The 12,572-nt window shown below is 59.4% G+C and carries 10 protein-coding genes; 2 read left to right on the plus strand and 8 right to left on the minus strand.

All coding sequences use genetic code 11. From position 1 onward, the window contains the following. Positions 1-30: 30 nt before the first annotated feature. The gene (locus tag SIB58_RS14770; RefSeq protein WP_067326993.1) at positions 31-1,524 is read right to left on the minus strand and encodes a ClC family H(+)/Cl(-) exchange transporter; all 1,494 of its coding nucleotides are present in this window, start codon (positions 1,522-1,524) and stop codon (positions 31-33) included. 18 nt (positions 1,525-1,542) lie between these two features. After that, positions 1,543-4,125 carry a bifunctional aconitate hydratase 2/2-methylisocitrate dehydratase gene (gene acnB, locus SIB58_RS14775; RefSeq protein ID WP_067326990.1) on the minus strand — a complete coding sequence of 861 codons (2,583 nt, stop codon included), beginning with the start codon at positions 4,123-4,125 and terminating at the stop codon, positions 1,543-1,545. A 114-nt stretch (positions 4,126-4,239) separates the two neighbouring features. On the opposite strand from acnB, the gene SIB58_RS14780 reads away from it, so the two are divergent. Continuing rightward, a complete protein-coding gene (locus tag SIB58_RS14780) occupies positions 4,240-5,319 on the plus strand; it encodes a 3-deoxy-7-phosphoheptulonate synthase (protein WP_067327020.1) in 1,080 nt (359 codons plus the stop codon). A 23-nt stretch (positions 5,320-5,342) separates the two neighbouring features. On the opposite strand, the gene SIB58_RS14785 is transcribed toward SIB58_RS14780, so the two are convergent. The 4 genes from SIB58_RS14785 to SIB58_RS14800 form a co-directional block, all read right to left on the minus strand. Further along, a complete protein-coding gene (locus SIB58_RS14785; protein WP_231884201.1) occupies positions 5,343-5,987 on the minus strand; it encodes a diacylglycerol/polyprenol kinase family protein in 645 nt (214 codons plus the stop codon). A 4-nt stretch (positions 5,988-5,991) separates the two neighbouring features. Beyond that, positions 5,992-7,011, minus strand: a complete 1,020-nt coding sequence (locus tag SIB58_RS14790) for an RpoD/SigA family RNA polymerase sigma factor (protein WP_066908738.1) — start codon at positions 7,009-7,011, stop codon at positions 5,992-5,994. Between the two features lie 178 nt (positions 7,012-7,189). Further along, positions 7,190-9,325, minus strand: coding sequence for a polyphosphate kinase 1 (gene ppk1, locus SIB58_RS14795; protein WP_067326987.1), 2,136 nt, complete (start codon positions 9,323-9,325; stop codon positions 7,190-7,192). A 93-nt stretch (positions 9,326-9,418) separates the two neighbouring features. Then, positions 9,419-10,690, minus strand: coding sequence for an MFS transporter (locus SIB58_RS14800; protein ID WP_074162608.1), 1,272 nt, complete (start codon positions 10,688-10,690; stop codon positions 9,419-9,421). On the opposite strand from SIB58_RS14800, the gene SIB58_RS14805 reads away from it, so the two are divergent. Continuing rightward, positions 10,689-11,156, plus strand: a complete 468-nt coding sequence (locus SIB58_RS14805) for a GNAT family N-acetyltransferase (protein ID WP_066908744.1) — start codon at positions 10,689-10,691, stop codon at positions 11,154-11,156. The genes SIB58_RS14800 and SIB58_RS14805 overlap by 2 nt on opposite strands. On the opposite strand, the gene SIB58_RS14810 is transcribed toward SIB58_RS14805, so the two are convergent. Beyond that, the gene (locus SIB58_RS14810) at positions 11,117-12,187 is read right to left on the minus strand and encodes an anthranilate phosphoribosyltransferase family protein (protein ID WP_066908747.1); all 1,071 of its coding nucleotides are present in this window, start codon (positions 12,185-12,187) and stop codon (positions 11,117-11,119) included. The two genes, SIB58_RS14805 and SIB58_RS14810, sit on opposite strands and share 40 nt — an antisense overlap. Positions 12,188-12,260: 73 nt before the next feature. Then, on the minus strand, positions 12,261-12,425 hold the full coding sequence (locus tag SIB58_RS14815; RefSeq protein ID WP_066908762.1) for a cyanate hydratase: 165 nt from the start codon (positions 12,423-12,425) through the stop codon (positions 12,261-12,263). Positions 12,426-12,572: the final 147 nt, after the last annotated feature.

Genomic DNA, 12,572 nt, shown 5'->3' on the forward strand with positions numbered 1-12,572 from the left:
TTCGTCCTAGCCATGGAATGAAGAATGATCCTATGGATCAGGTTTTTTGGTTTTGCCTTTAGGAGGTGTTGATGGTTTGGGAGGGTCAAACTTTCTGCGTCGAATCGATCCCTCCCAAGCGTGGTGAATGCCGCCCCGTCGTTCCCTGCGGGCCTCCAGGTGATCTTCCTCCAGCAGCTCCATGCCCAGCTGGCGCTCATAGATCGAGCGGTCATCAAACAGACGTGCAACGAGGAAGCTGGCCAGGCAGGCCACCAGGATCGGCTTGAGGATCAGCAGATCTTTGGTGAGTGCAAAGGCCAGAAACATGGCCGTGATCGGTGTGCGCGAGCAGCTGGCCACGAAGGCACCCATGCCAGCGAACACATAGGTGCTTGGCACGTGTCCGGTGAGCGCTTCCACCCAGATGCCGCAGGCCAGACCGATGGCGCCGCCAAGGGTGAGCATCGGGTAAAACAATCCGCCTGGAGCTCCCGACGCTGCAGCCAGGCCGGTGCTGAAGAACAGCACGATGAAGGTGCCGAGCGCCATGGGGATATCGGCTTTGCCATCAGCGATCAGGTGCTGCAGCCCTTCCAGGTTGTGAAAAGCCTCGGGCAGAAAGGCGTACACGCCTCCCAGCACAGCACCACTGATCACCATGCGCATCACCAGGTGATCACCGAACCAGGCATTGCCCTTGCGTTGCATGGCGAGCACATAGCGGCAGTAGAGCTCCGCCAGCACCCCAACCACGACGCCAAGCCCGATCAGGTAGCCCAGATCGATCGGCAGGAAGTTCACCAGTGGTGTGTATTCCCGTTCCAGCTGGAATCCCTGCGTGGCATCCAGGCCCCCTCCACTGGAATTGAGGCCGGCCAGACCCAGAACGTCTGCCCAGGCATCGGCCCAGAATGTGGTGACAATCACCAGCAGCAACACCACCGGTCTGGCGGAGTGCAGCAATTCCTCCACGGCATACACGAAGCCTCCGATGGGGGCGCTGAACACGGCTGCGATACCGGCTCCGCCGCCGGCGGCCACGATCAAGCGGCGAAAGGCCACAGGTGCTTTCAACCAGCGCGCCATCTGCCATGCCACGGAGCCGCCCATCTGAACCGCAGGTCCTTCCGGGCCGAGCGGGAAGCCGCTGCCGATGGCCACGATCCCCGCCACCAGCTTCACCAGGCCCACCTGGAGCCCCATCGGCACCGCTCGGTGTTTCAGGAATCCCATGATGTGGGTGATGCCTGAGCCACCAGCCGCTGGGGCCAGGTAGGCCACCATCAGCCCTGAAATCAGGCCACCCAAGGCTCCAAGTCCAGGCAGAACGGCCCAGGCCGGCAGATCCGCCAGCAGTTCCAGTCGCCAGCCACTCAAGACTTTGATACCGGCCTTGAACAGCACACCGGTCAGGGCAGCGCCCAGGCCTGTGAGCATCAGGGCCATCACCACAACCCACCAGCGTCGCTCCAGCAGGCGTCGGATGCTGCGGCTGGAGCCGAGCTGGTGGCGGCGTTGTTTCAGTTCACTCAGAGCGACCATTGCATTGCCTGTGCGGGATCAGGCCCCGGCAAGCATCTGGGCCTCCTCATCCGCACTCACAACCCGACCCTGATCCTCGAAGCCGCTGATCTGGTCAAAATTCAGATAGCGGTAGAGCTCGTCGGAGAGAGGATCGATCTTCTCGGAGGCGATGCTGCGGTATTCCTCCGCTGTGGGGATCCGGCCCAGCTGGGCACAGACCGCTGCCAGTTCGGCACTGCCCAGATACACCTGGGCGCCTTTGCCGAGGCGGTTGTTGAAGTTTCGGGTGCTGGTGGAGAACACGGTGGTGTCGTCTTCGACTCTGGCCTGGTTGCCCATGCACAGGGAACAGCCCGGCATCTCCATCCGTGAGCCGGCCGCTTCGAAGGTGGCGTAATACCCCTCGGTCTTGAGGGTCTCCTCATCCATGCGTGTGGGGGGACACACCCAGAGTCGCGCTTTGTTCTCACCGGCTCCCTCGAGCACCTTGGCTGCGGCCCGGTAATGGCCGATGTTGGTCATGCAGGAGCCGATGAACACCTCCTGCACCGGAGCTCCAGCCACCTCGCTGAGCAGCTTCACATTGTCGGGATCGTTCGGGCAGGCCAAAACGGGTTCGCTGAGTTCATCGAGGTTGATCTCCAGCACCTCGGCGTACTCGGCATCGGCGTCAGCGCTGAGCAGCTGGGGATTGGACAGCCATGCCTCCATCTCCTTGATGCGGCGGGCCAGGGTGCGCGCATCGCTGTACCCGCGGGCAATCATGTTCTTGAGCAGGGCCACGTTGCTGCGCAGGTATTCGCTCACCGTTGCTTCAGAGAGCTTGATCGTGCAGCCGGCACAGGAGCGCTCGGCGCTGGCGTCGGTGAGTTCAAAGGCCTGCTCAAGCTTCAAATCAGGGAGTCCTTCAATCTCCATGATCCGGCCATTGAACAGATTCTTTTTGTTGGCTTTCTCGACCGTCAGCAGGCCGCGTTGAATGGCGACCCAGGGAATGGCGTTCACCACATCGCGCAGGGTCACACCGGGCTGCAGGGAGCCGCTGAATCGGACCAGCACCGACTCCGGCATGTCGAGCGGCATGGCGCCAATGGCCGCAGCGAAGGCCACCAGTCCTGAACCGGCCGGGAAGGAGATGCCCAGGGGAAAGCGGGTGTGGCTGTCACCACCGGTGCCCACCGTGTCGGGCAGCAGCATGCGGTTCAGCCAGCTGTGGATGATGCCATCGCCGGGCCGCAGCGCAACGCCGCCGCGCTGAGCGAAGAAGTCGGGCAAGTCCTTCTGGGTCTGAAGATCCACAGGCTTGGGATAGGCCGCGGTGTGGCAGAAGCTCTGCATCACCAGGTCGGAGGAGAAGCCCAGACAGGCCAGCTCCTTCATTTCGTCACGGGTCATCGGCCCGGTCGTGTCCTGGGATCCGACCGTGGTCATCAGCGGCTCGCAACTGGTGCCGGGGCGCACACCCGTGAGGCCGCAGGCCTTGCCCACCATTTTCTGCGCGAGGGTGAATCCCTTGCCGGTGTCCTCCGGAGCACTGGGGCGGATGAACAGTTCGGAAGGGGGCAAACCAAGCTTGGCGCGCACCTTGTCGGTGAGGGCCCGGCCGATCATCAATGGAATGCGGCCACCGGCGCGCACCTCATCACTGATCGTGGCTGGCTTCAGTTCGAAGCGGCTCACCAGCTCACCCTCCCGTTCGATCGTGCCTTGGTAGGGGCGAATGGTGATCACATCACCGGTGTTCAGACCGGTCACATCACATTCGATCGGCAGTGCACCCGAGTCTTCCGCAGTGTTGAAGAAGATTGGGGCGATCTTGCCGCCCAGAATCACTCCGCCGGCCCGTTTGTTCGGCACGTGGGGAATGTCTTCACCCGTATGCCAGAGCACCGAGTTGATGGCGCTCTTGCGTGAGCTTCCCGTACCAACAACATCTCCTACGTAAACAACGGGATGCTCACCCTGCTTCAGTGTTGTGATCGTCTCAAGGCCATTAGGGTCTCGGGTCTCCAGCATCGCCAGGGCATGCATGGGAATGTCCGGACGGGTCGTGGCATGGGTTGCCGGAGACAGATCGTCGGTGTTGGTTTCGCCTTCGATCTTGAAGACGGTCACGGTGATGGATTCAGCCAGCTCCGGTCTGGAGGTGAACCACTCCGCAGCTGCCCAGCTGTCCACCACCTGTTTGGCGAAGCGGTTGTCTGCCGCCAGCTCCATCAGTTCGTTGAAGGCGTCGTACACGAGCAGGGTGCGGCTCAGGCCCTCAGCGGCACATCCAGCCAGCTCCTCGTTGCTGTGTTTGAGCAGCTCAATCAGGGCGGCCACGTTGTAGCCCCCCACCATCGTTCCCAGCAGGCGGATCGCTTCGAGCGGTGATACCAATGGGCTGGTCGCTTCGCCCTGCGCCACAGCACTCAGCCAAGTTGCCTTCACGTAGGCGGCTTCATCCACCCCAGGTGGAATGCGTTCACTCAGCAGATGCAGCAGTTCCTGCTCTTCCCCGGCAGGCGGGTCCTGCAGCAGCTCAGTGAGCGCTTGGGTCTGGCTGGCATCGAGTGGCAGCGCTGGGATCCCCTGGGCCAGGCGTTCTGCAGCGTTCTCGCGGTAGGTGCTCAGCATCGGAATCGGCGCAGGAACGGCAAACTCACTTCATTCTCCTGCGTCACCGTTCCGTGCCGACGGCATGCGCTCTGAACAAGCTTGCGTAACCTGAAGCCACTGATCAGTCGGGGCATGACCACCACTCACGATCTGCATGTGGTGGATACCCGACCACTGGTCCCTCCCGCCCTGCTGCAGGGTGATCTACCCACGGATGCCAGGGCCACAGAAACCGTTGCCAGCGCCAGACATCGCATTCAGGCCATTCTCCGGGGCCAGGACCATCGCTTGCTGGTGGTCGTTGGGCCCTGTTCGGTGCACGATGTGGATGCGGCCCTGGATTACGCCCGCCAGCTCGCGCCCCTGAGGGCCCGTCATGCGGGGGAGCTTGAGATCGTGATGCGGGTGTACTTCGAGAAGCCCCGAACGACCGTGGGCTGGAAAGGATTGATCAACGATCCCCATCTCGACGGTTCCTACGACATCAACACGGGCCTGCGTCTGGCGCGTTCACTGCTGCTGGATCTCGCTCGTGACGGCATGCCTACTGCGACGGAACTCCTCGACCCTGTGGTTCCGCAGTACATCGCCGACCTGATCAGCTGGGCTGCCATCGGTGCCCGCACCACAGAGAGTCAGACCCACAGAGAAATGGCTTCAGGACTTTCCATGCCCGTTGGCTACAAGAACGGCACCGATGGCAGTGCCACCATCGCGATCAATGCGATGCAGTCAGCCTCGAGTCCCCATCACTTTCTGGGGATCAACTGCCAGGGGCATGCCTCCATTGTGAGCACCACCGGTAATCCGGATGGTCATCTGGTGTTGAGAGGAGGCAACAGCGGCAGCAACTATCACCTGGAAGCGATTCAGGAGGCATCCGCGGAACTGGCTGCAGCTGGCCTGCCGGATCGTTTAATGGTCGACTGCAGTCATGCCAATTCCAACAAGGACTATCGCCGCCAGGGGGAGGTTCTCAGGGCTGTGGCTGCTCAAGTCCAGAAGGGATCAACCCATGTGATGGGTGTGATGCTGGAAAGCCATCTGGTTGAAGGCAATCAGAAGATCAGTGCTGATCGCTCCTCACTCACCTACGGGCAGAGTGTCACCGATGCCTGCATCAGTATTGAATCAACGGCTGAGTTGCTGGCCGAGCTGGCTGAATCCGTGAGCAAAGCCGGCATTCCTGCATCCGGAATACCGGTGTCCTGAGCTGTGAGTGAGGTGGAGGCTGCTTAAACGGTCATCCACGTCCAGCTCAGGCCTACCGCCATCGGCACACTGAGGTTGTCGATTCCCCAGCGTCCCAATTGCTCCAGGCCGACGGCCAGAGCACAGACAGCGATCAGCCGCAGAGGGTGCAAGGGACTCTCGCTGATCAGCACCAGCAGAAGCAACACCAAGGCGGTGACCAAGCCCATCGTGAGGGTGCCAGCGACGGATTTTCGCTGTTGCCACACGGTCCAGCTGGGAGATGTCATGCCACGGCCAATAAGCCCCGCAAGCCCGTCGGCAAAGGCCATCACCAGCACTCCGGCGCAAACTGCAACCGCTTGGTCGGGCCAGAACAAGATCAATAGCAGACTGATCGCCAGTCCATACGCCACGGTTCCGTAGCTGTTGCGGTCAATATCCTCAACTGCAGGTAGGAGTTGCAAGCGGCGATTGACAGCTGTGATCACAGTGACCGTGAGGGCCACTGGCACAGCAATCGATGCTGGAATGGAGAGCCACCAAGCCAGAACAACAATTGGACCGGTGCCGATGTGCACGATCTTGCGACTGAGTTCTTGTTGGTCCGGCCATTGCTTCCGACAGATCACAGCTGCTGAGAGCACCAGCAGCATCCAGATTCCGATGATCAGCAGGGACGAGAGCAAAAACTCAGGCTGCCTGCTGATGGTTGGTCATGACACGCAACTTCAAGATGGCCTTGGCTTCCAGCTGTCGCACCCGCTCACGCGACACATTGATCTGACGTCCGATTTCGGCAAGTGTCAGTGGCTCGGCTCCATCCAGTCCGAAGCGCAATTTGAGGATTTTTTGCTCTCGCTCATTCAGCTGAGAGAGCCACCCTCCCAGGTGCTCCTTCTGAATGCTGCGATCCATTCCCTCCATTGGCTCAGCACCATTGGGGTCCGGAATCAGTTCGCCGAGCGTGCTGCGATCTTCTTCGCCACGGGCATGGGCATCAAGGGATGCACAGGGCGCACTCTGGGCGATGAGGTCTTCGAGATCGCGTGGTTCGATTCCCATCGCGTTCGCCAGTTCCAGTCGATTCGGCTGACGACCGAAGCGGTGGGAGAGCTCACGTGTGATGCGGCGCATCTTGGAGAGCTTTTCACTGATGTGAATCGGCAGGCGAATGGTGCGTGCGCTGTTGTCAATCGCGCGAGTCATGCCCTGGCGAATCCACCAGTAGGCATAGGTCGAAAACTTGTAGCCCATGGCCGGGTCGAACTTGTCAACCGCTCGCTCCAGGCCGATGGCTCCTTCCTGAACCAGATCGAGCAGCTCCAGGCCCTGGTTCTGATACTTCTTGGCAACGCTCACGACCAGGCGGAGATTGGCGGCCATCATCCGATCCCGGGCACGCTTACCCATGCGGATGCGGTGACGTTGCCTGGGAGTGCGATCCTCTTCGGCAATTTCCAGCAGTTCCTTCATGGCTTGCACATGATGTGCAAGTTCGATTTCTTCAGCCGCAGTGAGCAATGGAACTCGTCCAATGCTGCTCAGGTAATAGCCAATCGAGTCGGTCGCCAAGCGCCCGCCTTGACGTGTTGAACGATTGGAAGTTGAGCGTGAACGTGCAGTGCTGTCACGACGACCAGTGGTCGGCAACACAGGCTCTGATGAAGCAACCTTTTGGGTTACTCCTTCAGATTCCAGAGGGATCCCCATCACCCTGGCCTCCTGAAAATTAGATTTGGGAAAAATTTAGCACCCAGAGCAAAGAGTGAGCTGATTAAATCGAAAGTTTTTACGAATCAATGATGCAGTGTTAAGTCATATGGATCGAATATGAAATAAAGACAAAAAGCACGATTTCGCTGTATCGATGAACACGGGTCTCGACGGATCAGTTTTTCGCTACCAGTCCTTTTCTCCAGGTTTCAATCAGGCTCAGCTGCGAATTGCGCTCCTCGCCCTCCGGATGGCGCTGGCTGAAGGATCCATCGGCCTGCATATCAAATGATCCACGGTTGTCATCGAGATAGATCTGCATCAAACGTTCCAGTTGTTCGCGAAGTGCAGGTTCTTCAACGGGTGTTACTGCCTCAACGCGTCGGTCCAGATTTCTTGGCATCCAATCAGCGCTGCCGATGTAAACCTCAGGTTCGTCGTGATTGGCGAACCAGAACAGGCGAGAGTGTTCAAGGAAGCGACCGATGATGCTGACCACGCTGATGTTGTCGCTTACGCCCTCGCGCCCGGGGTACAGGCAGCACATCCCGCGCACGATCAGTTCGATCTTCACACCTGCCTGAGAGGCTTCATACAGCAGGGCGATGATGCTTGGATCCACCAGAGAATTCATCTTGGCCCGGATATGGCCGCCACTGCCGTTCTGCGCGTGTTCGATCTCTCGACGAATCAGATTTTCCATGCCTTTACGCAGTGATACCGGTGCCACCAGCAACTTTCGAAATTCCTGCTGTTTGGAGAATCCGGTGAGGTAATTGAACAGCTCAACCAGATCCTGGCCGAGTTCGGGGCGTGCGGAAAGCAGGCCAAGATCGGTGTAAAGACGTGATGTCTTCGAGTTGTAGTTGCCGGTGCCGATATGGACATAACTTCGGAGACGTTCCTTTTCCTTACGGACCACCAGCACGATCTTGGTGTGAGTTTTGAGGCCCAAAACCCCATAGACGACATGCACTCCTGAGCTCTCCAGGTGTTTGGCCCACTGGATGTTGTTGTCTTCATCGAAGCGTGCTTTGAGTTCCACCAGTGCCATCACTTGCTTGCCGTTTTCCGCAGCGCGGATCAACGCGGCGATGATCGGTGAATCCTTGGAGGTGCGATAGAGCGTCATCTTGATCCCCATCACAAGAGGATCGTCTGCGGCCTGGTTGATGAATTCCTCCACCGATGTGGAAAAGAGGTCATAGGGGTGATGCAGAAGCACATCGCGGCGGCGAACCACCGAGAAAATGCTTTCAAATTCCTCCTCTTTGATGGAGCCGTCTTCGAGCATGTTGCGCTGGGCGCGACGCAGAACCGAGGGTGTCTGGCCTGAGTGGGACTCGTTTTTGAGATTGGGCAATGGGATTCCCATCAGACCAAACAGATCATCGAGGCCAAGTGGACCGTTAACTCTGTAGAGATCCGCTTCTTCAACGGACATGCCATCCATCAGCATTTCGATAACGTCCTGCGGCATTCCATCGGCGACCTCGAGCCGCACCACTTCGCCGCCCATACGGCGCTTGCGCAGGCCCTGCTCGATGGCGATCATCAGATCGTCGGCTTCCAGGTCGCGCAGTTCCAGATCCGCGTCTCGGGTGACCCGGAAGAAGTAGTGCCCTTCGATGCTCATGCCCGGGAAGAGAAGGCCGAGGTTGAAAGCCACCACCTGTTCCAGAGGAACAGCTGTGTGTACAGGCTCTGACTGTTCAGCTGCGAGGTCGATCGGGATAGTGACAAATCGGGGCAGGATGGTCTGGGGCACCTTCACGCGGGCGAGCAGTCTTTGACCGGTTTCCGGGTCATCAATCAGAGCCGCCACATTCAGGCTGAGGTTGCTCACGAATGGAAATGGATGAGCCGGATCCACTGCCAGGGGAGTTAGCACTGGGAAGATCGCTGTCTGGAAGTAGTTGTCAACCCAAAGTCGCTGGCGTTCGTTGAGCTGCTCGTAATCGAGCAGATGGGCGCCATGGCTGAGCAGTTCACACCTGAGTTGCCTGCGGTAGTGCTCTTGCTGGCGTTCAAGTAGAGGAGTGAGACGGTCTCGTATCGCCTGCAGTTGTTCAAGTGGAGTGCGACCGTCCTCACTGCGTTTGTCAATTCCTGCTTCCACCTGGGCCTTGAGGGAGGCCACCCTCACCATGAAAAACTCGTCGAGGTTGTTGCTGAAGATGGCGCTGAATTTGGCCTGCTCCAGCAGAGGGGTCCGTTCATCCAGCGCTTGAATCAGTACCCGCTCGTTAAAGGCGATCCAGCTGAGCTCTCGGTTGATGTAGAGGTCGGTGGAAAGAACGTTGTCACTCATCGGGTGACCAGGTGTGCATGAACCGACTCGCGCAACGTAGCAATCGTCCTGAGGCAGGACTGCAGTCAGCCCGATGTGGCCCAGCTGGTTCAGTCATTGCGTTCTGGAGGGCAGCGGGCTGCCTCCCACCAGCAGCATCACCATGATCAGCAGGCAGGCACTGCCAACGAAGGGACTGATCTGTCCCAACAGGTCGTAACTCAGTCCCGCCAAGGGTGGTCCCAGGAAACTTCCCAGGCTCTGCAGTGCCTGAAGACTGCCCAATGCCGTGCCTTGTCCCTCGGAGTCAAGGCGGCGTGACACAAGGCTGCGCAAGCTCGGGGTGACCAGGCCAGTGCCAGTGGCCAGGATTGCCACGGAGCTGAACACACCGGCCTGGGCCTGTTGAGGATCGGTCGAGGGAATAAGCAGACATCCGAGGATCACCAACCCCAGACCGGTCAGCGTCAGTTTCCACTCTCCCAGCCGTTTCACCAGTGGGCCGATCAGGCCCCCCTGCACCACGGTGGCGACTACGCCCACAATCAGAAAAGCGGTTGTTGCCAGCTCTGGCCCCCAGTTGAAGCGCTGTTTGAAATAGAGCACCAGGATGGCGGTGAAGCCGTTGAAGGCCAGAAAGAACAGGAAGAAGCCGAGACAGAGTCGGCCGACGGCGGGGTTGCCGATCACCTTGGCGATCTGGGCGAAGGGGTTGAGGTCCCGTTTGCGCGGCATGGCCTGACGGGCTGTGCGGGGATGGGTCTCCGGCAGTAAACCCAGCACCACCAGAAGGTTCACCAGGGCGAAGCCTGTAGCCACCCAGATCGGTACTGTCACGTTGATACGGGCCAGTTGTCCTCCCACGAACGGCCCGATGATGAAACCGAGACCGAAGGCCACCCCGATCAGACCGAAGGCTCGTGCCCGTTGTTCCTCCGGGGTGATATCTGCCAGGACAGCTCCAGCTGTTGCGGCGGTACCGCCGCTGAAACCATCGATCAGGCGAGCGCCGAACAGCAGCATGAGCGGCAGAAGGGCGCCCTTGGGCCATTCCATGCTGACGGTGATGGCAAACAGGCCCAGACCCAGCACCGAGCCGGCAACGCAGGTAGCGATCACGGGCCGGCGACCGAAGCGATCACTCAGGGCTCCGATCAGGGGAGTGGCTGCAAATTGCGCGAGTGCGTAGCTGCCGGCAAGCAGACCCAGTGTGCGCCCGTCGGCGTTGAAGCTTGCCAACAGGAACGGCAGCAGTGGGAAGACGATGCTTTCGCTGAGTCGGTCATTCAGTAGCGTCAGAAAGGCGCTGAGCAGGGTGGGAATGCGTGGTCGCTGCAAGGCAGCCGCAGGGCAGGTGAGACTCACATTCCCATAGGCATCGGCCATGGTCCTGCGTTTGATCGTTTCAGCTGACGAGATTCTCCTGAGGGAGATCTATGCCGATGCCATCGAGAGTCAGGCTCCCCAGTTGTATTCGGATCAACAAGTGAAGTCCTGGGCAGCACTTGCCTGGTTGCCAGGTGTGCTGGATCAAACCCTGAGGGAGGGATCCGGTTGGATCAGTGGCGAGGATGCCGCCTTTGCGATTCGCTATCCGCTGGACAGGCTTGCTCTTCTGTATTGCCGGGGCCGCGCGGCGCGTCAGGGCCACGGCAAAACACTCCTGGAGAGGATTGAAGCCGATGCGATCGCGGATGGAGTTTCATTTCTGCGCACCGAAGCCAGTCAGTTCAGTCGCCCGTTGTTCGAGCGCTATGGCTGGAGGCTCGATGCTCCGGAAACGATCACGATCGCCGGAGTGCCCTTTGAGCGCTATCGGATGCACAAAGCACTGGGCAAGCTGCGAAGCTGATCCAGCTGATCCAGTGCTCGACCTTGTTCGAGCACTGTGGTGGCCATCTCTATGCCCGAGTCAAGACTGTCGCTCAGGCCAGCGTTCCGGAGATAGACGCCGGCATTCCAGCGCAGAGCTTCGCTGAGGGGCCCACGGTTTCTGAGTGCCTCGAAGGCCTGGTTCTGCCAGGTGCTTTCCGATGTCCATTCCACATCTGCGTTGTGGCATCCGTGGTCGCGCGGGTGAAGGATCATGCGTTCCGCCTTCCCATTGCGGACACGGGCCGTGATGCAGGCTCGGCCGATGGGAAGATCCGTCCCCCCTTCGAGGCCTTTCACGGTGAGCAGGTCGGTTTCGCCGGCGAGCCTGAGTGCTTCCCAGGCACGGCTTTCGGTTGGAGGGTGCACAAATCCACTCACCAGGAGGTGCTCTCCCCGGTGGGCTGTCCACATGAGCTCAAGGCTGGCAACCGGAGGCCGCTTCCCCAGCTGCTCCCGGTAATCAATCAGGGTTTCCGCGATACGGAAGTGATCAGGCTGGTGGATGAGCGCGAAGCCATGCGTGTTGAACCCTTCCTGAACAGTGCTCATGGGCAGTCCACCCAGATTGAGATCCAGAAGGCGGAATAGGTCGAGGGCGGTAATGCCGTACTTGATCGGCATCCGGTCACCTCCCTGCAGGACGACCGGTTGACCGCAGGCCACCAACACCAGGCTGGTCAGGGGGTAGATGGGCGCAGTTCTTGTGCGACCGTCAAACGGCATGCCGAAGCAGAGAGGTCTTTTCTGATCAGCAGGACTGTGAAGAACGGGCCCCATCGTTCTGTAGGTGTCGAGCATGCCGGTGAGTTCCTGGGGCTCAGGCCGGCGGATGCGATGGGCGATCAGAAAGGCCCCAATCTGTGCCGCAGTGGCTTCCTCCCGAAGCATCAGTGCCAGAGCATCGGCAGCTTCCTCTCGACTCAGACCTTTGCTGGTGTGCTCACCGCTTCCGACTTTGCGCAGGTGCTGCTTGAAGCGGTCGCGACCGCTTAAGACATGACTTGTCAAGAGCGTTACCCCCGCTTAGGGCAGTGTTCAGCAGTGGGGTCACCTTCAGGGGTAGTCATTGCTACCGATCAGCTCACGCAAGCACGGAAAGACCCTGGAAGCTTCCATGTTTTGGATGGCTGGGGTTGTGGCGGCCATCGGCGTAATAGAGGCGCTCAAGTACCAGACTGGTGCTCACGCTGGAGGAAAGAGTCGGGTTGTTCAGAAGTGAAGTGAGTCTGCGGAAAATGGTGCTCATTGCGTCCACAATCGATCAATTCAATAGAGCAGTTCTGTATTCGGGAAGTTGTAGTCAATGACTCCAAACTCAGTTTTGAGTTTGGTTGTCTTTGTTGCTGTTTTCTGGCGTGAAGCGCGACAGGCTTTTTCAGATTTCAGTGTTTTT

The organism is Synechococcus sp. MIT S9504 (assembly GCF_047497135.1).
In the GTDB taxonomy this organism is placed as follows: Bacteria; Cyanobacteriota; Cyanobacteriia; order PCC-6307; family Cyanobiaceae; genus Synechococcus_C.